This is a genomic window from Labilibaculum euxinicum (assembly GCF_963678175.1).
Classification (GTDB): Bacteria; Bacteroidota; Bacteroidia; order Bacteroidales; family Marinifilaceae; genus Labilibaculum; species Labilibaculum euxinus.
In genome coordinates this window covers 2288591-2311525 of record NZ_OY782756.1, presented here as the reverse complement: position 1 = coordinate 2311525, position 22935 = coordinate 2288591, and the positions used below count along the sequence as shown (strand labels likewise).

Sequence of the window (22935 nt, the reverse complement as noted above, 5' to 3'; positions counted from 1 at the left end):
TATTAAAATTAAGGCTGATAAAAAATCAGGATAAGAGGAATCCCCCCTTATCCTGAACTATTCTTGTAGTAGTTTAAGCGCGCTCAATAACCAAACTGCTGTTCTTTTCAATTACGTATTCGTCATCAATCAGGAATAAGGAAATATCTTCACCCTCTTCATTGATTACACCAACTTCATCAGCAGAAACTCTTACATTTAAAAGATTTCCTCTGAATCGAACCTTAAATGAATATGATTTCCATTCTTTAGGAATCAATGGCTTAAATATCAATTGTCCGTTCGATACTCTCATTCCGCCAAAACCTTCAACAATCGACATCCATGTTCCTGCCATGCTTGTAATGTGCAGTCCTTCGTGCACTTCATGATTGTAATCATCAATATCCAAACGGGAAGTTCTTAAATACAGATCATAAGCTCCTTCGATATCTCCAATTTTAGATGCCAGAATGGAGTGAATACATGGCGAAAGTGAAGATTCATGCAAGGTTCTAGGCTCGTAGAATTGATAATTCTTCTTAATAGTTTCCTCATCAAACTGATCTTCGAACAAATAAACACCCTGCAGTACATCAGCTTGTTTGATGAAACATGACCGCAAAATTCTATCCCATGACCAATGTTGATTGATCGGACGTACTTTCGGATCTAGATCGGCTGCCAGAATTTGTTCTTTATCCAAATAACCATCCTGTTGCAGGAATACTCCTGTTTCCTCATCAACCGGATAATACATGTTATCAATGATATCATTCCATTTCGCAGTTTCCTTTTCGAAATCGAATTTCAGGTTCTCTATAATTTCAGCAAATCGACCGGAATTTGTCTCCTTAACATGAGCCATAGCTTCCTGAGTATATTTCATACACCAATTCGCAATAGTACTTGTATACCAGTTATTGTTGATATTATTTTCGTACTCGTTAGGACCGGTAACACCAAGCATCACATATTTCTTCTTTGCTTCAGAATAGTTAACCCGCTGACTCCAGAATCTTGAAATACCAATTAGTACATCCAAGCCAAATTCCGCTAAATAATCTTTATCATCTGTGTGACGGATGTAATTATAAATGGCAAATGCAATGGCTCCGTTACGGTGAATTTCCTCGAAAGTAATCTCCCACTCGTTGTGACACTCTTCCCCGTTCATTGTTACCATTGGATACAAAGCAGCACCGTTGGTAAAACCTAATTTTTCAGCATTTTCAATGGCCTTTTGCAATTGCTTATGGCGGTAAATCAACAGATTTCGGGTCACCTCAGGTTTTGATGTACTTAGGTAGAAAGGAACACAATAAGCTTCGGTATCCCAATAGGTAGATCCTCCATATTTCTCACCAGTAAAACCTTTTGGACCAATATTCAATCGTTCATCTTCGCCTGTATAGGTCTGATTCAATTGGAAAATATTGAAACGAATGGCTTGCTGTGCTGCAACATCACCTTCAATGGTAATATCACTATTCGCCCATTTATCAGCCCATGCAGCTACATGCTCATTTAAAAGAGCATCGTATCCTTTGCTGCATGCTTCCGCAACAACATTCTGAGCATCAGCCTGTATCTCTTCTTTGTTATGATTTAAGGAACTAAGAACACCAGCATATTTATAAATGGTAAGCTCCTCCCCTTTTCGAATATCGGATTCTACAGTATTGGATACGTATTTAGCTTCTTCTATTACAGAAGGTACCAGTTCCTGTTTCTGTCCATCTTTGTATACATCATATTTCATCCCGATACAAACATGAAAATCCAATTTCTTGGTTTTTGCCGTTATAATAGCTTCACCCTTTCCAGATTTGCACAATAGCACATCCCAAAACTTCTCATCGTAATTCGAATCCTCATTCGCTACATCAGCATCCAGGTAAGGATTAAAACTAATCTTTCCATCGAAATTTAAAGCAGTAACTGAATATCGAATTGCTCCGACTTCAGAAGTTACAATGCTTAAAAAACGTTTTGTGTCTACCTTAATTTGGTTTCCATTCGACATTTCGGCAACAAATGAACGCATCAAAACACCTTCCTGCATATTTAATGTGCGAACAAATTCGCTCACTTTACATTTTGCAAGATCAAGCATTTCTCCATTGATTTTCACATCAATTCCAATCCAGTTTGGCGCATTCAATACCTTCGCAAAATATTCAGGATAACCGTTTTTCCACCAACCCACTCTGGTTTTATCAGGATAATAAACTCCAGCGATATAAGTTCCCTGTAATGTTTTCCCCGAGTAAGTTTCTTCAAACATGGCTCTTTGTCCCATGTTGCCATTACCAAGACTAAATATGCTTTCGGATGCGCGATGATTTTCAGGTTTGAATCCTTCTTCTATAATACACCACTCATCATATTTTAAATATTCATTCATGTTGATTTCCTTTTAAAAATAATCCTACCTATTCCCTTAAAAGTTTAGTTGGCTAATGGAAAATCCCACAAAACCCGGAACCACAATATTCGCTTTTCCCAATACATCAGGAGAACCAATTCCAACACACTTCATTTTGCCGTTAATTGCAGCTTCTATTCCTGCTTCTGCATCCTCAAAAACCACACATTCCGATGGTAATACATTAAGAAGCTCCGCGCCTTTTAGAAATACTTCCGGATCAGGTTTTGCATTGCTCACATGAGTTCCATCAACAACCACGTCAAAATAATTTGTAAGCTCTAACTGATTGAGAATAGTCATCGCATTTTTACTTGCAGATCCCAAAGCAATCTTCACTCCGTTGGATTTGAGTTCATTCATAAATTCTTTCACTCCAGGAAGAATTTCATCAGGAGTCATTCTTAATATGTACTCCAAATAGTTTTTGTTTTTCTTATCGGCCAATTTCAGTTTAGTTTCCTGATCTAGCTCAACTCCACCAATCGACAGAAGAATATCCAATGAGGTCATTCGGCTTACTCCTTTCAATCTCTCGTTATCCTCCTCTGTAAAGTCAAAGCCTAACTCATTTGCTATACTTTTCCATGCGATGTAATGATACTTCGCCGTATCAACCACTACTCCATCTAAATCAAATATACATGCACTAATTGTTCCCATTTCAAACAAATATTATTAATTAACAGCTTTATTTTGCTTAACGAAAGTGACAGAAATTGCCCCTAACAACATTGATACTCCGGCGATCACCATAATGTAAATTGCCTCACCGTTAAAAAAGTATCTTAAAATTTCACCGGCAATTATTCCACTAACAATCTGAGGACCTGCAATTGTAAAATTGAAGATTCCCATATAAACTCCCATTTTATCAGCAGGTAAAGAGTCAGATAAAATAGAATACGGCATCGCTAGAATTGCAGCCCATGCTATTCCTACGCCCACCATTGGAATCATCCACAAAGCAGCACTCGATGGTATATCAACTTGAGTTATTAAAAGATTTAAATGAATTAAATCGCCTCCTTTAAACATGTAAGTTGATAAAAAACCTAAACCTCCTAAAAGCAAGGCTAAAGAATACACTGTTTTCCTACCAAATCGATTCGCCAACCTGGACATTAGAATTGAAAATATTGCAGCAAACAAACTATAGCCTGCAAACAAAATTCCAACCCAATCTCCTGCATCCTGAAACGATTCTGATTTTACATCAGCAATTGGACATCCCCAGGAATGCTGTGCCAATGCGTAAGTCGTATATACCCACATCAAATAAAGAGAAAACCATGAAAAAAACTGAACAACAGCTAATTGCATCATAGTTTTGGGAGTTTCTTTCAACAATTTAAAGAATCCAAGTAACGTACGTTTTTCCTTTTTCTCCTTTGAAACAACTTCCAAACCTTTAAAGTCTGCATATTCTTGTGGTGGATATTCCTTTGTTCGGAAAACAGTCCAAATTACTGACAACAGCAACATACCACCACCAATATAAAAAGACCAGATAACCGACGAAGGTACTCCTCCATCAGGATCAACATTACTAACTCCTATCACATTGGTTAAAATAAATGGCAAAATAGATCCCAAAACAGCTCCTGTATTAATCAGGAAGCTTTGAATTGAATATCCTGCATTTCTTTGTTCTTCAGGAGTCATGTCTGCAACAAGTGCTCTAAACGGTTGCATCGTAATATTAAACGACCCATCCATTAAAGCGAACATCACAGCACCAAACACAAGAGGTGGCATAATTTTAACTGCTATACCAGCATTAGGCATAAAAAACATTGCCAAAGCTGCAACTACTGCACCTCCCAAAATATATGGTCCTCTTCGACCAAAACGGTTCCATGTCCGATCACTTGCACCTCCAACAATTGGCTGAACAATTAATCCCATGACAGGTGCCGCCAACCAAAATAGAGATAAATGATGCAAATCTGCTCCTAAACTTGATAATACACGACTTACGTTTGCTCCTTGCAAGGCAAATCCCATCTGTATTCCTAAGAATCCGAAACTAACGTTCCAGATTTGCCAAAAACTTAATCTAGGCTGTTTTTTCATTTGTTAGTTAATTATGTCCTTCCTGTAAATGGGTTGACGTTTTTAATTAAAATCATAAACTGCTTTTTAATTTGACCCATAAACATAAGGATCATATTCCTCAGCAATGAGAAATTCAATAAACAATTCTTGTTTCAAATAAAATTTTGGAAAAAATAGATCCTGATACAAATCACATTAATTTGTGCTGCAAAGGACTAACTTAATTATCCAACACAATATAGTGTTAAACAAATTATAGATCTGTGTAATTTCCATCATTTTATCTGGAAACGAGATCATATTAATATAGGAAGTAAATATAAAATTAAGTCGGAAAAGAGGTTTCCCTCCACGGTCAAAAGTAGAGAAAAAAATACAATATGTCAAAACAACTTCAAGCTGAAAGTTTCAAACAGTCAGTAAAAACAGACTTAACAACCCATAACAAACGATTGCAACAAATTCAAAAATAAATCCATTTTTATTCAAAAAAAGATGAATTCATAATCTTGTTTCATCAAAATAAGCCCTTCCTGCAGACAAAAAAAGCTGCACAAGGCAACTTTTTTTACACATCAGTATACAATATTATATATGTCTGGTTGATCCTCTTACAATCAAATTGGTTTTAACAACTTTTGTGACAGGCTCATAATCCATATCTCCTGCAAAAATTCTTTCCACAATCAGTTCTGCGGCTTTCAAGCCAATTTCAAAACCATGCTGTTCAAGAGTAGTAAGCGAAGGATCGGTAATTCGCGAAACCACTCCATCGGTAAACCCAACTATCGAAATATCCTCAGGAACTTTTAATCCTAATTTTTTCACCATCAAAAGTGCACCGGCTGCAGTTAATTCATTCACTGCAAATATCGCATCCGGTGGTTCCGGCAAAGCTAATAAATCAGGAGTTTTTAGAATTGCCTCATCAAAACTGTCACATTTAACTATTAAATTTTCATCGATTGGAATTTTGTGTTTTAACATTGCCTGACGATACCCTTTCTGACGATTCTGAGCCAATAACATATGCTGGGGTGCCGATAAATGAGCAATTCTTCTGCACCCTATTTTAATTAGATGTTCTACTGCTGCAAAAGCACCTGCAAAATCATCTACAATTACATTATCTGATGACAAATCATTACAAACACGATCAAAAAATACGATTGGAATTCCATTATCCCTTAATTCCTGAAAATGACTGTGATCTTTTGTCTCTTTTGACATGGAAACCAAAACTCCATCGACACGACTTGAAAGTAAAGCCTGAACATTAGCCATTTCTCTCACATAAGATTCATTCGATTGGAAAATCATCACATTGTATCCGGCTTTTGAGGCAATATCTTCAATTCCACTAATTACCGAAGAAAAAAAATGATGAACAATTTCCGGAATAATCACCCCAATGATATTCGTTTTACTATTTCGCAAACTTAAAGCTACAGCATTGGGCTTGTAATGCCATTTTTTAGCAAGTTCATTAACGGCCTCCTTAGTTTTAAAACTAATATCAGGATGATCTTTAAGTGCTCTTGAAACAGTAGAGGCAGAAATTCCCAATTCTTTGGCTATATCTTTAATTGTTACTTGCCCGCTTCTCATATAAAATTTGTATATTAATTAGATATTAACACCCTAAGTAAATCCATGTAACAAGATGATTAGAAATGTGCTACACATTCCAAACACACTTGAAACAAGCTTTGTAAATATAGGAAAAATTAAACAAACATATAGGTTTGATTGTAATTTGTTCGGATGTTATTAACTTATATCAATATGTAAATATCAAACGTTTGCGGTGACGTTTGCGATGATTTATTTACACTTAACTATCAATCATTTACCAAAAAAAAACATCCGCATTTATCTTTGATTACAGAATGAATTAAGGCTAACTTAACGTTAGGGTAATTTTAGAAGGCTTAAAAAGGAAGAACCCAAGTCGGAAACACGAGTTCATATTTTTATCTAAAACACCTTAACTAATTAACTAATTAACTAATTTATCTTAAATTTCTAATTTATGGAACTTAACATTAGTAGACTTAGAAAACTACTTCTTATGCTCGTTATGGTATTTTCATTTACCATGATTCATGCACAGGAAAAAGTAGTTACTGGTTTAGTTACCGATGCAAACGATGGCATGGGAATTCCTGGTGTTTCAGTAGTTGTAAAAGGCACAACTGTAGGAACAACTACCGACATTGACGGAAACTACACTCTTACAGTAGACGCCAATGCTACAATTATTTACTCTTTTGTTGGATATCGTTCTCAAGAGATTGTAGTTGGCTCACAATCTCAAATCAATGTAATTTTAAGTATTGAAACCGAGAACCTTTCCGAAATTGTAGTGATTGGTTATGGTACAGTTAAAAAAGAAGACAAAACAGGTTCTGTAACCAGTGTATCTTCAAAAGACTTTAATAAGGGTAATATTACCTCACCACAAGACCTTCTGGTAGGTAAATCTGCCGGAGTTGTAATTACATCTGCAGGTGGTGCTCCTGGTAGCGGATCTACAATTCGTATTCGTGGTGGTTCTTCTTTTAATGCATCAAATGATCCATTAATTATTGTTGATGGAATGCCAATTGAAAGTGTTGGAAATAATGTAAGCGGTAGTTCAAATGCTCTTTCATTTATCAACCCAAATGATATTGAAACATTTACGGTACTGAAAGATGCTTCTTCAACTGCGATCTATGGTTCTCGAGCTTCCAATGGTGTTATTATTATTACAACCAAAAAAGGAGTAAAAGGATCCCCTTTAAAAGTTAACTATACTGGAAGTATTTCTGTTGCCAGTGCTATTGACTATGTCGATGTATATTCTGGTGATCAGCTAAGAAAAATTGCCGTTGATCATCCTGTTTTATACGATCCTTTAAACTATAACAAGTTGGGAACTGAGAATACTGATTGGCAGAAAGAAATTTTCCGCACAGCAATTTCCCACGATCATAACTTGGCCTTTTCTGGATCAAAAAAAAGTGTCCCATATCGAATTTCCTTAGGTTATACCGACCAAACTGGTATTCTTGAGAATACAGATATGCAAAGATACACCGGATCTTTAAATTTGAATCCAACATTTCTTAATGATGATTTAAAGGTTAACATGAATGCTAAATTCATGATGACCAACAATAACTTTGGAGATGACGGTGCAATTGGATCTGCAATATCAATGGATCCAACTCAACCAATTTATGACACTAATGCTCCAGAATTTGGTGGATATTATCAATGGCAAAAGTACGGAGCTGGCCTTGGAACACCTAATCCAGTAGAACAAGCGAAAGAGGTTAATAACAAATCGGATGTATATCGAGTTGTAGCTAACTTAAAATTGAATTACACACTTCCATTTCTTCGTGATATGCAGGCTAATTTGAATGTCGCAACAGACTATACAGAAAGTGATGGTCATAACAATCGTCCGATTACATCACCATCAACGATTGTATCATCATGGGGTAAATTAAGCGATTATACTGCCAAGAATAAGAACAACCTTTTAGATTTCTATTTAAACTACAAAAAAGAGTTTAATGAAGATAACAGACTGGATTTAACAGGAGGATATTCATGGCAGCATTTTGAAAGAGAAAGTACTGACTATACCAGATCAATTGAAGATGCTGATCATCCATTGCAAGTCGATAAGAATACTGCTTCTGAAACAGAAAATTATCTAGTTTCTTTCTTTGGTCGTATGAATTATGCTTTAAAGAATAAATATCTACTTACAGGAACATTTAGATATGACGGTTCATCAAGATTTTCCGAAGACAATCGTTGGGGATTTTTTCCTTCGGCGGCATTTGCTTGGAAAATGCATGAAGAATCATTCTTGAAAGATGTAGATGCCGTATCTGACCTAAAAATTAGATTAGGCTGGGGTATCACTGGCCAGCAGGATATATCGGATAACGATTATCCTTATCAACCACAATACATAAGCTCTGAACAAGGTTACTATTACCCAATCAATGGGCAATTTACTTCAACGCTAAGACCAAACACTTACGATCCTGACATTAAATGGGAAGAAACAACCACTCAAAATATTGGTTTAGACTTTGGATTCTTAAACAATCGTATTAATGGTTCGGTTGATTACTATTTTAGAGAAACAAAAAATTTATTAAACAATGTAACCATTCCAAGTGGAAGTAATTTTTCCAACAGATTGTATACTAATGTTGGAAGTCTTGAAAACAAAGGTTTTGAGGTTTCATTAAACTTTGTTGCAATTTCCACTCCCGATATGTCATTAAACATTGGAATGAATTACACTCACAATGATAATAAATTGACTAAATTATTATTAACTGATGATCCTAATTACATTGGTGTTCCAGAAGGTTCAGGAATGACTGGTGTGACACAAATTACCCGAGTTGGCGAAGAAGCTCATTCTTTCTTTGTAAACAAGCAAATTTATGATTCTAACGGCAAACCTATAGAAGGTTTGTACGAAGATATAACTGGCAAAGGTGGAAAAATTAGTGGAGATAATGCAAACAAGTATGTCTACCATAGTCCTACTCCTAAAGATATCTTTGGTCTCTCTGCTCGTTTCAATTACAAGCAATTTGATATGTCTACATCTTTACGTGCAAACATAGGAAATTATGTTTTAAATCAAGTAGCTGCAGGCTCATCCTATGATCAAATACAACAAATTGGTTACTGGAAAAACATGCCAACCAATTTAAGCAAGACAAACTTTGTAAAACGTCAATTTACTTCTGATTATTTCGTAGAAAACGCTTCTTTTCTAAAGATGGATAACATTAGTGCAGGATATACTTTTAACAAATTTGCAGGTAAAGACATTAATGCACGAGTAAGTTTTACTGTTCAGAATGTATTTACAATAACAAATTATTCAGGATTAGATCCAGAAGTTGGAGAAAAAGATGACAGATTTGGCGTTGACAACAACTTTTATCCTAGACCACGTACATTCACTTTGGGTGTAAATTTAACGTTCTAAAATACAACAACAGATGAAGAAAATATATATAATATTCAGTATCCTAATCACTGCAATGGTGTATACATCTTGTGTAGATGATTTGGACGTGAAGCCAACTGATCCAAATAGAATTTTGGCAGGAAATCTTGGCGACGATCCAGCCTATATGGAACAAACATTAGCTAAATTGTATGCCAGTTTTATTATTTCTGGTCAAAAAGATGGTGATGATGATATCACATCTAGTAACACTGGTTTCTTTATTACAATGAGAGCACTTTGGAATCTACAAACCATTACAACAGATGAAGGTATATGTGCTTGGGGTGATGTTGGTATTTCTGATTTGAATACTCAAAACTGGAGTGCACAAAATCCTTTCTTAACAGCGGTTTACCAACGTTTAAGTTTAAGTGTTACTTATGCTAACGACTTTTTAAATGTAACAGCTGGGAGTACAGAGCCAAACATCATCCAATATCGAGCAGAAGCAAGATACTTAAGAGCTTTTGCCTACTATTGGTTAATGGATCTTTTTGCAAACCCTCCTTTTACAACAGAAGAAGACGGAGTTGGTAAATATTTCCCAGAACAAATTCAACGTGCAGACTTATTTAAATTTATAGTAGATGAGTTGAAAGCAATTGAACCTGATTTAGGAGAACCCGGATCTAACTATCCACAAGCTGATAAAGGTAGTTGCTGGATGTTGCTTGCTAAAACATACTTAAATGCAGAGGTTTATACCGGAACAGCTCAGTGGGATGAATGTAAAACCTATTGTGATAAAGTTATTGCGAGTCCTGCATATAGTTTAGCTACTAATTACAGACAAAACTTTAGTGCAGATAACGATCGTGGCCATGGTAATAATGAAATGATTTTTGCTTTCGCCGAAGATGGTATAAACACACAAGGAAATGGAGGAATTACTTTCATTATTCAATCTTCTAGTGATGGAACTTATATCGACGCAGCAACATTGCATGACCTTCCTGATAATCCGAATTGGAATGGTAACAGAGCGAGAAAAAACTTAATGAATATTTTGGTTGATACTTTAACTGTTTATGGTAACAATCCTGTTCCTGCTACTGATGCAACTTTTGCTCAGTGTCCTGATAAAAGGGTATTCTTACATCAAAAACGATCAATTAATATTCCATCTCCTTCATCAAGCGGAGACTTTGGTATAGGTGTTTATAAGTTTACAGCGCGAAATTACGACGGTTCACGAGCTGAGAATTATAGCCCTACTTTTGCATCTACAGATTTTCCTGTATTTCGTTTGGCAGATGCCTATTTAATGAGAGCGGAAGCTTTATACAATACAAGTGGAGCTACTGCTGCTGTTGTAGCTGATATTAATATGATTCGCAAAAGAGCATATGGAGATGATAGCGGTAACATCTCTGTTAATGATGTAGATGCTGATTTCATTTTAGATGAAAGAGCAAGAGAATTTTACTATGAAGGACAAAGACGTACTGATTTAGTTCGTTTTGGAAAATTCACAGGTGGAGACTATGTATGGCAGTGGAAAGGTGGAACATTTGACGGAACAAGCACAAGTAGTCATTTCAATATTTTCCCAATACCAGGTGATGAAATCTCTGCGAATCCTAACATTAAGCAAAATGATGGTTATTAATCATTTAAATCCAAAAAAAATGAAAAAATATTATATATTATTATTTGCATTAGTTGGGGTATTAGGCTTCTTCACGAGTTGTGATGAAGACGGTGAACAACTAAGATTGAGTGATAACGTTACTGTCCCTACTCTTACTTTACCAGATTTAACTTTGGTAAGAGCTAACGGAACAGACAAATTAATTTTTGCCTGTACTCCGGTAGATCCTGGTTTTACTGCTTCAGCAACCTATTTTTTAGAGGCATGTCCTGCTGGCAATAATTTTGAAACGGTTACCCAAATTTACAGTGGGGTAACCTGTAATAATATCGAATTAACTGTAAACCAACTAAATTCAATATTATTGAATGGTTTTCCAGAAGATGCAACATCATCTGTTGACTTCAGGATCAGATGCGTTCTAGAAGCTGATGCCGGACTTGGCGTTGATGACCTTGTTTATTATTCAGAGACCGTAAATGGAGATGCAACTATCTTTGGTTTACTTCGTTTAGATGTACTTATTTCTGGATCAGAAGCTCAAAAAATCAAATCACCGGGTAGTGATGGTATTTATGAGGGTTTTGTAAAATTTGAAGCTGGAGATAACTTTACTTTACTTGATCCTGATAATAACATTACTTACGGAACTGGAACTAGTGGAATTGCAATTGATGGTACAGCAATAACTGTTGCAGATGCTGGTTGGTATGATATTACCATTAATACCAATAACTTAACCTATACTATTGAAGCATATAACATTGGTCTTGTTGGTGATGCGACTCCAAACGGATGGAATACTCCAGATTCAAAAATGGATTATAACTCCGTAGATCGCACCTGGGACATTACCATCAATTTAACAAATGGGAACTTTAAATTTAGATTAAATGATGGATGGGCATGGAATCTTGGTGGAAATGGAACTGCCGACGGAAGTGCCGATAATTACAATGCAGATAATAAAACAGTTTTGTTAAGTCAGGGAGGAAAAAACATTCCAGTACCTGATGGAGCAGGAAATTACACGATCAAACTTAATATTACAGGATCTGTAGCAACCATTATAAAAAATTAATACATGAATAAATCAAGGGGTGCCTTTAGATATCGCACCCCTAATGATTACTGTGTTTATTCAAAAATTAATAAATATTAGTACTAAATATTTAAGTATGAAAAATAATATATTTATCAAATTATTAGGCCTTGCATTCACCGCTTTACTTTTAGTATTTGTCGGTTGCAATAAGGATGACCTGGTTAAATTAGATGCCGAAATGGCAACCTGGAAAAATGATGGAATAACATCTACTTCTGTTGAATTAGGCGGAATTGTTGTTGCTGAAGGAGACGGGATTTCGGAATATGGTGTTGTTTGGGGAACAACAGAAAATCCTACTACAGCAGACTCGAAAAAAGTAGCTGATAATGTAGAAAAAGCTGTTTACTGGGTAACTATTGATGGTTTAGAACACTTATCTACATATCATTACAGAGCATATGCAATTACTGATGGCGGAACGACCCTTTATGGAAAAGATGATGTATTCACAACATTAGCTCATAAGCCAACAATAATTATCTCAAATGAAGCAACGGACATTACTGATATTACAGCTAATATTGCAGCGAACGTTCCTTATGATGGAAAAGCATTGGTTACAGCCAAAGGAATCTGTTGGAGTACCGAAGAAAATCCAACAGTAGAGAATACATTTACTGATGAAGGTGAGGGAATGGGTGAATTCACTAGTGCTTTAACAAATCTTAAAGCTAAAACAGTTTACTATGCCAGAGCTTATGCAACAAATTCAATTGGTACCGTTTATAGTACTCAAATTACATTTACCACTCTTGTTGGAATTGCAACTGTTGAAACAGGAACAGCATCAGCTAAAGCTACAACAGCTCAGGTAACAGGAAACGTTATTTACAATGGAGGCTTACCAATTTCTGAACGAGGAATTTGTTATGGAAAAACTGAAAACCCAACAATTGCTGATGGTAAAGTTACCAATACAGGAGACGAAGGAGAATTTACAGTTGATTTAACCGGATTAGAAACAAGTACTACATATCATGCCAGAGCTTACGCAATAAATAGTGAAGGTGTTGCTTATGGCGCAGAAGTCTTATTTTCAACTTTCCCAACAACCATGTACATCAATGGAAGCTTTGTTCCTGGATGGACTTGGACAAATGATGCTGTATTGGAAATGATTCCGGTTCATAGTAACCCACATCTTTTCTGGAAAATTGCATGGTTTGATTCTGGTGCAGAATTAAAGTTTAATTCTGTTAGAGATTGGAACGGTACTGAATTCGGGAAAACCGGCGGTACTGCAGATGCTAATGGTGTATGGAATAAAGGTGGTGATAACATACCTGTTGAAGCTGCTGGCTATAAAATGGTTGTAGTAAATCTCTTAGCTAATACTATACAAGTAACTGATCCTGTTATCTATGCTCAGGGTAGTGCTTTTGGAAATTGGAATGGCGGTGAATTCTTATTTACTCCGGATGTTGCTGACGCCAAGATTCTTGTTTCGCCAGCCGCTGTAGCTGATGATAATGCAAGAATGTATGTAACAGCTACTACTTTGACTAACACTGATAGCGATCCTGTTGATTGGTGGCAAGCAGAGTTTAGTGTGTTAGCTGGAAAAATTGAGTACCGAGGTACAGGAAATGATTTGGCGGGTGCACCTATTACAACTGGTCAGAAAGTTAAGTTAAACTTCAGTACAGAATCTGGAATTTTTGAATAAGTGAAATAATTAAATTAAAAAGCCGCCCATGGGGGCGGCTTTTTTCAAATTGTCTTTATTTCAAAAAACACTCTCACACAACATCTGTTTTCGACCAACTTACAATTGCTTATTATTAACACATATTTGGCGTAGATCAAGAAAAATAGAATAATTAACTCATGCCACTTACAGATAAATAATTTGATACAGAAACAACTAACTATGAAGAAACTATACACATATCTCCTTTCTTTTCTTCTGCTAATCCCTTCAATTGGTATTGGACAGATAATTATTTCAGATCCAACCTTTCCTACCGAAGATAAACCTGTAACAATAACCTTTGATGCCTCATTAGGTACAGCAGGATTACTGGATTACGCCGGCGATGTATATGCTCATACAGGTGTAATTACTGACCAAAGCACTTCTACCAGTGATTGGAAATACGCTCCGACCTGGGGTGACAACAGCGAAAAATACAAACTAACATCACTTGGCAATAACAAGTGGCAATTAAGTATTACACCTGACATTCGCGAATATTACGGCGTAACAAACGGTGAAAAAATATTAAAAATGGCTTTCGTTTTTAGGAGTTCCGACAATTCGAAAGAAGGAAAAGGAGACGGAGGAACAGACATATTTGTTGACTTAAGCGAAGGCGGACTCAATGTTGAATTCGCAAAACCAGTTGACAATGCCATTTTTGGAAAAAATGAATCAGTATTGATTACGGCAAATTCTGAAGCTAGTGATAATTTAGAGTTGCTAATCGATGGCGTAAGCATGACTTCCACCTCGTCAACTCAATTGAATTATTCCTATACTCCAAATGCTGCAGGCAATCACCAATTAATTGCTGTTGCAACTGCAAGCGGTGAGGAAGCAAGAGATACAGTAAATATAGTTCTTCGTGAGGATACGCCCACAGCAACAAAACCTGCCGGGATTAAAGATGGTATCAATTACATTGATGATAACACAGTTACCCTATCACTTTATGCACCAAACAAAGAATATGTTTTTGTTATTGGTGATTTTAACAATTGGAATTACGACAACAACTACCAAATGAGTAAGGATGGAGACTATTTTTGGATTACTCTCGACAACCTTACGGCAGGAAAAGAATACATTTTCCAGTATGTTATCGACGGTGATATTAAAATTGCAGATCCATACGCTGATAAATTATTAGATCCGTGGAATGACCAATACATTTCAAGCACAACCTATCCAAATTTGATTCCCTACCCTGCTGATAAAACAAGTGAAATTGCCAGTGTCTTCCAAACAGCACAAACCAATTATACATGGTCCGATGCACAATTTACTCCTCCATTAAAAGAAGATTTAGTCGTTTACGAATTACATGTTCGTGACTTTACTGCAGCTGGTGATATTAAAACAGTTAAAGACACATTAGATTATTTAGAAAGACTTGGAGTTAATGCAATTGAGCTAATGCCATTTAACGAATTTGAAGGAAATGATTCCTGGGGATACAATCCATCCTTTTATTTTGCTCCTGATAAAGCCTATGGCACAAAAAATGATTACAAAGCATTTATCGACGAATGTCACAGCAGAGGAATAGCTGTTTATATGGATATGGTACTCAATCATACCTACGGACAATCCCCATTTTTACGCATGTACTTCGATGGTTCAAAACCAACTGCAGATAATCCATGGTACAATGTTACAAGCAATTTTGAAAATCCGGATGCCCAATGGGGATACGATATTAATCACACAAGTACGGCGACACAAAAGTTAGTGGATCGGATTAATACCTATTGGATGAACGAATATCACATTGATGGATTTCGTTTCGATTTTACCAAAGGATTTTCAAACACACCACACAGCAACACCACTGATCCTTGGGGAGGACAATACGACCAAGAACGTATTGATATACTAAAACGTATGTCTACTGCAATTTGGAACGTTAAATCGAACGCTGTGGTGATTTTCGAACATTTATCCGATAATGCGGAAGAAAAAGAACTGGCTGCTCATGGAATTATGCTTTGGGGAAATGCCAATCATGAATACAGTGAAGCTTCCATGGGATATTCTTCTGATTTCAATTGGTATTCATGGAAAGAGAGACAATGGGTCGGCCCAAATTTGGTGAGTTATATGGAGAGTCATGATGAAGAGCGCATGATGTATCGTAATCTTACCTATGGAGCCTCTTCAAGTACTTATGATATAACAGAACTAAATACTGCCCTTTCAAGAGTTGAAGCTGCAGCAACTTTATTTTTCACTGTTCCCGGGCCAAAAATGGTATGGCAATTTGAAGAATTGGGTTACGATGTCTCGATTGATGAAAATGGTCGGGTTGGCAAAAAACCAATCCATTGGGAATATCAGGATGATCCAAACAGAAAAAGACTGTACGAAGTATTTTCGGCACTTATCAAGCTGAAAAAAGAAGAAGTTGCCTTCGAATCGGAGGATTTCACACTGAATACAAATACCGTTTTAAAACGTATTGAAATCAATCATTCCGATATGGATGTTAGAGTAATTGGAAATTTCGACCTTAAACTAAGAAGTATTGATCCTAATTTTAGTAAAACAGGTACATGGTATGATTATTTTACCGGGCAAGCAATTACTGTTACTGATGTTAACGCATTTATAGATCTTAAAGCCGGGGAATATCATATTTACACAACAAAACAACTTTCCATTCCTGATATAAAATCAGCACCTGTTGCTTCAAACATTACTATAAGCGGAACTTTCAGAGAGGATGAAACCTTAACGGCAAGTTATACCTATACGGATTTGAATAATGATCCGGAAGGAAGTTCAATTTACAAATGGTACAGAGCAGACGATGCAAATGGAACCAATGAAACTGTTATTAGCGGAGCCGATCAATTATCTTATACTCTTGTTAGAGCCGATCGCGGTAATTTTATCCGCTTTTCGGTAACTCCTGTTGCACAAACTGGTGAATTATTGCAAGGTGATATTGTTTACAGTGCATACAGTGAAGAAATAACCTACTCAACAGGCATTAATGATATTTTAAACAAAGAATTACGCCTGTATCCAAATCCGGTTCGTGATATTCTTCATCTTCAAAATCTAAAACAAGTAAATAAATTACAGCTTTTTGATTTATCAGGAAAAGCAATCATAGCTGTAACAATGCCAAATGAATCGGCAGATTTAAACGTAAATAATATAACAACAGGAACTTACATTTTAATATTTGAAATGGAGGATGGTTCGCAACTCAGTAAAAAAATAGTAAAGCAATAAACAGCATTTTTTTTCAATAGGTTTTAGATTAGATAAAATCCCGTTTTTTGGAACACCAAAAGCGGGATTTTTGACTACTTAATTGTCAGCTCCAATCGATATTTGATTTCTGAACCAACGGGAATCATCAGTAATTGATAATCTCCTGCAATCAATGGATCATCGGGCATTGAAACTTTAAATTGGTTTTTCAACCTTTCTGGATGCCAAAGAAAAGTTGAATTATTAAAAGCCAATTGTAACTAATACCAGCCACCCAGTTCATTAATCGACCGAACACTTTTTAGGGTGTTCGAAGAACAGTTTAAGAAGCCAAATTTCTCTATTTTAATACATGTTGAATAAGTAAGCGAACTTCAGCATGAATCAATTACTATTTTACAATAAAATATTCTTCGTAATGAACCTTTTCTTTTAGAGAATATTTCTTAATTGACAACACCCAAAATGCTTTGATAAAACCGCTGTATCAACCGCTGATCTTTTGTTACAATTTCAGCATTAGCAGTCAACCCATTTCGAAAGATAATTTTTTTATTGAAGCTTGTTATAAGGCCATTTGTAAGAGTTACCTTTGAAGAATAACCATTTTCTCCAGGAATGGACGAGATAAATTTAATCTCGCCCATTAAACACCCATACTCTTCATAAGGATATGAATTAAATTTTAACAAAACAGTTTGATTTAACTTCACTTTTCCCAGATTTTTTTGCGGAATTATAATTTGAGCATAATAATCCGATTTTTCCGGTGTAACGTAACAGATAGTTTGGCTTCTTTGTAGTTGCTGGTTTTCCTGAATGAAGTCAGCAAATAGAATCTTTCCGCTTGTTGGAGCAATCAATAGATATTTCCTTTTCCAATTTTCAATACTACTTTCAAGAGTATTTAATTCCTGTTGAAATACAAGTTTTTGATGGCTTATTGTGTTCTCTAACTCAGTTAATTCTTTTAATTTGTTGTTTTGTGAATTGAGATTATTGATAATTGTTGATTTCATTCTGGGTATTGTTAGTTGCTTGTTGATATATTTACTTTTTTCTGATCGGTAAACTTCATCAGAGATAAGTTGTTTTTGTTCCAGCATATCATATGCTTTCATCGAATTACGAGCTAAATCCAAATCTTCCTTTTCAAGCGTTAATTCATATTGATAGGTAGTATGTAACTCTTTTAAGTATTTCATATCTTTATTAAGCATGTGTGCTTTTTGTGAGTAAAATCCAGAGGGCAGATAGTTCTTAAAAACAAGAAAAGTTTGCAGAAAATGTTGATAAGCCTCTTGTATTTCACCTAATTTAGTATAGTTGTTTGCAAACAGAAGGGGAATATCCTGACTCCTATTGGATTCAATTTTCTCTTGCATTTCTTTAATGTTGCTTAACAATCTAAGTACCTCTTCATGTCTGGCAGTAGATTCGATTAATCCAATTATTTCTCCTTTTTGAACCAATTGATTTTCTTCTACTCTCAATTCAACTAATTTTCCTTCTTCATTACACATAACTGTTTTAGGTGCATTTATACACGTTAAATGAGCCTGTGTCTTAATCAAATCTGGATATTTGATAAAGGAACATACGGCTATAATAAAAATTAAAATTAGAAATAATATTATTGTTCCCCAACGAACAATAAAAGGAACCCCCCATGAAACAACCTCCTGAATTTCACTACTTAATTTAGAGCTATTATCAATCATCAAAGTATTGTTCGATTTTTTCATATTCTCTGGATTAATTTCCCAATTCTAATTGATTTTTAACAAGTTCATAATATTTTCCTTTTTTTAGAGTTAGCTCAGCATGAGTTCCTTCCTCTGCAATTTTTCCATTATCTAACACAATAACCTTATCTGCATTTTTCACAGTACTTAACCTGTGAGCAACAATAATAACAGTTCTACCTTTAAAAAAAGACTGCAAATTATCAAGAATCAGTCTTTCATTATTTGCATCCAAAGAATTTGTTGCTTCATCTAAAAATATAAATTTCGGATTTTTATAAACGGCGCGAGCTATTGCAATTCTTTGTTTTTGTCCTCCACTTATACTTTTGCCTTCGGCTCCTAATTTTGTGTAATATCCTAAAGGTAAAGACTCAACAAATTCATCTATATTTGCTATTCTACATGCTTCTTTTAGTCTATTTGGATCAATTTGGTCATCTGTAACAGTAATGTTTTTTCGTATATTGTCGTTGAAAACAAAACTTTCCTGCATGACGGAACCACACAAGCTTCTCCAATATTTGGGGCTTACAGTATTAAAAACCGTATTGCCAATTAAAATTTCGCCCTTGTATTTGTCATAAAATCCTAACAGCAATTTAATTAAAGTAGATTTTCCACAACCACTCATACCTACAATTGCAGTAATTTTCCCATTTGGAATTGTTAAATCTATATTTCTTAGAACAGGTTCATTTCCGGCACCTGGATAAGTGAACGATAAATTTTTCATATAGATATTCTGATTCAAATCAGATGATCGATCTAAAACCTTGTTTACTGGTTCTTCATCTTCAACTGCATGAATATCATTTAATCGCTCTAAACTAATTTTTGCGTCTTGTGTTTGTTGAGTGAAAGAAATTAGGTTTTCAACAGGACTATTAAGTTGACCCAAAATATATTGAATAGCCAACATCATACCCATGGTTAAATTACCTTCTATAACAAGTTTGGCAACCATGTAAGTAATTAAAATATTCTTGCCCTGGTTAATGAAAAAGGATCCTACTTGTTGATATTGATTAAGAGATAAACTTTTAAATTTAAGTTTAAAGAGGCCGGCTTGTAAAGATTCCCAAGCCCATCTATATGTATTTTCAGCGTTGTTAAGCTTTATTTCCTGCATTCCATATATCAATTGCATAGTTGCATTGTTTTCACGAGAAGCGATATTAAAATTACTGTAGTCTAATTTCCTCCTGTATTTTAAAAATATTCTGATCCAAAATATATAAAGAGTACTACTAACAGCAAAAACTAAAAATATTGAGCTATTATAGAAGTATAAAACAAAAGAATATAAAATTAATGTGAAGAAACTAAATATTGTACTTACAGCTGAACCAGTTAGAAATCCTTCAATTCTGTGGTGATCACCGATGCGTTGAATAATATCACCAGGATGCTTACAGTCAAAAAAATCCATTGGCAACCTCAATAATTTTGCCCAAAAGGATGATAATAATGATATATTAATCCTTGTACTGATGTGGAGTAGAATACGGCTTCTAATAAACTCTACAATTGTTTGAGAAAACAATAGCATCATTTGAGCCATCAGAATGATTTGGATAAAGTTCAGATTTTGCGTATTGATCCCAGTATCTACAATACTTTGTGTTAGATAAGGGAAAATTAATTGCAAAACAGATCCTAATAGTGAGCCAATTAGAATTTGTAAAAAATAAAATTTAAAGTCAATAATATACCTTACTAAGGTCGACCATCCTATTTTCGAATTATTATCTTGATCTTCAAAATGGGATTCATAGAACTGATGAGTAGGTTCAAGAATCAGAACAATTCCTTTATCAATACCTTCTTCGTTAGTGGAAAGCCAATATTTGAGAAAGTCATCCACTTTTAATTTTATAATTCCCACTTTGGGGTCTGCTATTTTTATATACTTCCTTTTACGTTGCCTTTTAGACTGTGGAATAATAACCACAAAATGTTTTGGTTGCCAATATAAGATTGCAGGAAATGGGATATCATTCAATAATTGCTCAAAAGAAATTTTTAGTCCTAATGATTTCAAACCTATTCTTTCAGCAGCATCTGCAATACCCAATAAATTAACTCCCTCTTTTCCAATTTGAGTTTTTTCTCGTAAAAATTCCTGAGAAAAAGAGCGACCATGAAATTTAGCTATCATTCTTAAACAGGTTGGTCCACAATCCATGGCATCCATTTGTTTAAAAAAGGGAAATGATTTTTGCATTAAAAAGAGAATAAATCAGTTATATAAACAAAAAAAGTTATTGCAAGGAAATTTCAAATTCCCTCTTTTTAAATATTTACCATCTCCAAATGATTAAAATATAATAAATTTTTAGTTAAAAAATGAATTATATCTTTATCTATGTCATTGCTTTCGAATTGACAAGGGGTTTGGCCTGTATTTATCATTTCAATTATATGATCTCCTGTTATAGGAGAATCCTCGAAATAGTAAAGTAAAATGTCCCAGCTTTTCAAAACTTGATACATGATTCTGTTGTTGAACCATTTTACAAGCATCAATTGTGGAGAATGACTTAAAAAATCATCTTTTTTGCCTGATATTACTTGGGCTAAGTAGTCTTGATTAATTGCATCATCGAAATTATGATATTGAAATAAAATAATACAGTTTTCTCTATTTAGCTTATATGCTCTTTTTAAAAGAGATTTTTTGCTGTTATTGTATGTAATGTTAAATCTCTTCTTTATAAGATCATTTGGTTGTGGAATTGTCTTGTTATTTTTATTGTTCAGAATTGTATTGGTAGCACTTTCCATCTGGTAAATATCTATCAGAAGATGATGTTCTGGATCAATATTATCTTGATTCAGAATTTCATTCATATAATCTTCAATTTTTTTTACCGGAACATCATGAATTGAGATGCCTTTATTTTTTAGTAATCTTCGAGTATTATCATAATTGCGATACAGATCAAGTTCTTTTATGACAATCTTTTGAGAATTTTGCTCGTTACCTTGTCCAATGGGATGATAGATATCCTTAATATGATTATATTCCTTCGGAAATTCATATTTTAAACGAGCCTCAATTTCATTACACATGTATTCCAACCTTTTATTACCTCCAATGGTGTGAATATATTTTGTGAAAAGTGGAACATCGTTGATAGTCAAAAACTCAGCAAAATTTTTCTTAATTCCTTTGCTAAAAGGAGTGATACTTATCCTTTTCTCCTCTGCCAAAAGGAAAAAAATCAACTGTTCAAAAATGGGATTGAACATACCAATGTCAATTTTCGATAAATGATTTTTGTTTCTATCAATGAAATCCATTGCAACAGTTGCATATTCTTTAAAGAATTTGTAATCCTGCCCTCCTATAATGCCTGCATTTACAGCCGTAAATGGGTGGTCATTATAGATTTGTTCTTTTAATAAATCGGGTAGATAACTGAAGTTTTCTTTAATTTGTTCTATGGCCATTTTATAGTAAGGTGTTTCTCCTTCGAAATTTTGAACCAACAATTGTCCATTTTCCAATTCTGAATTGAATTTTTCCCAAATGTAAACATCTCCATCAACATGAATAAATGGTTCATTCTGTAGGCTGTAGGTATGTATTTTTGGCAAAGCCCAAAGTGTAGGGTGGTAGGTATCAAAATTGTCTAAACTAAGATGCACTTTCGTATACTTTAAACCAAGCTTATTTACCAACCAGTCATATCCATTTGTATCTGTATACAATTCCATATGCGGGTAAAACTGCCTAAATTTCAAATTGCTAAGTGCCCAACTGCAAGCATGATAATACTCTGAAAGCCAACCACCATTGTTTCGGCCATTTTTATCATCGGGGCTATTCAACTTTGCTGGAGATGACCAATAGGTTTGTATTATTTTCATATTTTTTAGTTGATTTATGTGACAAATATTTTCTGGTTTTTCCAAAAAGTTCGAATTATTAAGGATCAAGTTACATTTGACAATGAGCTAAGCGATATAATTTCATTCTCAACCCCCTTGGTTATGTTAGTTAATAATAATTTACAAGTTCTGTGATGAAGAATTATTATATATCCTATTTTTTTTGT

12 protein-coding genes are annotated in these 22935 nt (G+C 34.8%); 5 read left to right on the top strand and 7 right to left on the bottom strand.

Features of this window, described 5'->3' with window-relative positions; all coding sequences use genetic code 11:
* Nucleotides 1-73 precede the first annotated feature (73 nt).
* The 4 genes from ACY0M5_RS09280 to ACY0M5_RS09265 all read right to left on the bottom strand — a co-directional run bounded on the left by ACY0M5_RS09280 (nucleotide 74) and on the right by ACY0M5_RS09265 (nucleotide 6088).
* The gene (locus ACY0M5_RS09280; RefSeq protein ID WP_461631568.1) at nucleotides 74-2386 is read right to left on the bottom strand and encodes a glycoside hydrolase family 65 protein; all 2313 of its coding nucleotides are present in this window, start codon (nucleotides 2384-2386) and stop codon (nucleotides 74-76) included.
* Nucleotides 2387-2422: 36 nt separating this feature from the next.
* Entirely contained in the window at nucleotides 2423-3070 is a 648-nt protein-coding gene (gene pgmB / locus ACY0M5_RS09275; protein WP_124991890.1) for a beta-phosphoglucomutase, read from the bottom strand.
* A 15-nt stretch (nucleotides 3071-3085) separates the two neighbouring features.
* Nucleotides 3086-4483: an MFS transporter gene (locus ACY0M5_RS09270; RefSeq protein ID WP_124991889.1), complete on the bottom strand. Its 1398-nt coding sequence runs from the start codon at nucleotides 4481-4483 to the stop codon at nucleotides 3086-3088.
* A 570-nt stretch (nucleotides 4484-5053) separates the two neighbouring features.
* Nucleotides 5054-6088, bottom strand: coding sequence for a LacI family DNA-binding transcriptional regulator (locus tag ACY0M5_RS09265; protein ID WP_306598752.1), 1035 nt, complete (start codon nucleotides 6086-6088; stop codon nucleotides 5054-5056).
* Nucleotides 6089-6497: 409 nt separating this feature from the next.
* Here ACY0M5_RS09265 and ACY0M5_RS09260 point away from each other — a divergent pair, with 409 nt between their 5' ends.
* From ACY0M5_RS09260 to ACY0M5_RS09240, 5 genes are all read left to right on the top strand, one after another.
* Nucleotides 6498-9482, top strand: coding sequence for a SusC/RagA family TonB-linked outer membrane protein (locus ACY0M5_RS09260; protein WP_461631567.1), 2985 nt, complete (start codon nucleotides 6498-6500; stop codon nucleotides 9480-9482).
* A gap of 13 nt (nucleotides 9483-9495) precedes the next feature.
* Nucleotides 9496-11115, top strand: coding sequence for a RagB/SusD family nutrient uptake outer membrane protein (locus ACY0M5_RS09255; RefSeq protein ID WP_461631566.1), 1620 nt, complete (start codon nucleotides 9496-9498; stop codon nucleotides 11113-11115).
* A 19-nt stretch (nucleotides 11116-11134) separates the two neighbouring features.
* Nucleotides 11135-12178 (top strand): SusE domain-containing protein, encoded by a 1044-nt coding sequence (locus tag ACY0M5_RS09250; RefSeq protein WP_197092833.1) that lies wholly within the window; start codon nucleotides 11135-11137, stop codon nucleotides 12176-12178.
* 97 nt (nucleotides 12179-12275) lie between these two features.
* A complete protein-coding gene (locus ACY0M5_RS09245) occupies nucleotides 12276-13871 on the top strand; it encodes a SusF/SusE family outer membrane protein (RefSeq protein WP_197092832.1) in 1596 nt (531 codons plus the stop codon).
* Nucleotides 13872-14075: 204 nt separating this feature from the next.
* The gene (locus ACY0M5_RS09240) at nucleotides 14076-17144 is read left to right on the top strand and encodes an alpha-amylase family glycosyl hydrolase (RefSeq protein ID WP_461631565.1); all 3069 of its coding nucleotides are present in this window, start codon (nucleotides 14076-14078) and stop codon (nucleotides 17142-17144) included.
* Between the two features lie 428 nt (nucleotides 17145-17572).
* On the opposite strand, the gene ACY0M5_RS09235 is transcribed toward ACY0M5_RS09240, so the two are convergent.
* The 3 genes from ACY0M5_RS09235 to ACY0M5_RS09225 form a co-directional block, all read right to left on the bottom strand.
* A complete protein-coding gene (locus ACY0M5_RS09235; RefSeq protein WP_461631564.1) occupies nucleotides 17573-18871 on the bottom strand; it encodes an HlyD family secretion protein in 1299 nt (432 codons plus the stop codon).
* A 10-nt stretch (nucleotides 18872-18881) separates the two neighbouring features.
* A complete protein-coding gene (locus tag ACY0M5_RS09230; RefSeq protein ID WP_461631563.1) occupies nucleotides 18882-21098 on the bottom strand; it encodes a peptidase domain-containing ABC transporter in 2217 nt (738 codons plus the stop codon).
* A 68-nt stretch (nucleotides 21099-21166) separates the two neighbouring features.
* Nucleotides 21167-22747 (bottom strand): DUF6734 family protein, encoded by a 1581-nt coding sequence (locus ACY0M5_RS09225; protein ID WP_461631562.1) that lies wholly within the window; start codon nucleotides 22745-22747, stop codon nucleotides 21167-21169.
* Between the last annotated feature and the right edge of the window lie 188 nt (nucleotides 22748-22935).

Excerpts from the sequence above, each read along its gene's own strand:
- ACY0M5_RS09235 (WP_461631564.1), bottom strand. The coding sequence starts at position 18,871 with ATGAAAAAATCGAACAATACTTTGATGATTGATAATAGCTCTAAATTA.
- ACY0M5_RS09225 (WP_461631562.1), bottom strand. The coding sequence starts at position 22,747 with ATGAAAATAATACAAACCTATTGGTCATCTCCAGCAAAGTTGAATAGC.
- ACY0M5_RS09280 (WP_461631568.1), bottom strand. The coding sequence starts at position 2,386 with ATGAATGAATATTTAAAATATGATGAGTGGTGTATTATAGAAGAAGGA.
- ACY0M5_RS09255 (WP_461631566.1), top strand. The coding sequence starts at position 9,496 with ATGAAGAAAATATATATAATATTCAGTATCCTAATCACTGCAATGGTG.
- pgmB (WP_124991890.1), bottom strand. The coding sequence starts at position 3,070 with ATGGGAACAATTAGTGCATGTATATTTGATTTAGATGGAGTAGTGGTT.
- ACY0M5_RS09260 (WP_461631567.1), top strand. The coding sequence starts at position 6,498 with ATGGAACTTAACATTAGTAGACTTAGAAAACTACTTCTTATGCTCGTT.
- ACY0M5_RS09245 (WP_197092832.1), top strand. The coding sequence starts at position 12,276 with ATGAAAAATAATATATTTATCAAATTATTAGGCCTTGCATTCACCGCT.
- ACY0M5_RS09250 (WP_197092833.1), top strand. The coding sequence starts at position 11,135 with ATGAAAAAATATTATATATTATTATTTGCATTAGTTGGGGTATTAGGC.
- ACY0M5_RS09270 (WP_124991889.1), bottom strand. The coding sequence starts at position 4,483 with ATGAAAAAACAGCCTAGATTAAGTTTTTGGCAAATCTGGAACGTTAGT.
- ACY0M5_RS09240 (WP_461631565.1), top strand. The coding sequence starts at position 14,076 with ATGAAGAAACTATACACATATCTCCTTTCTTTTCTTCTGCTAATCCCT.
- ACY0M5_RS09230 (WP_461631563.1), bottom strand. The coding sequence starts at position 21,098 with ATGCAAAAATCATTTCCCTTTTTTAAACAAATGGATGCCATGGATTGT.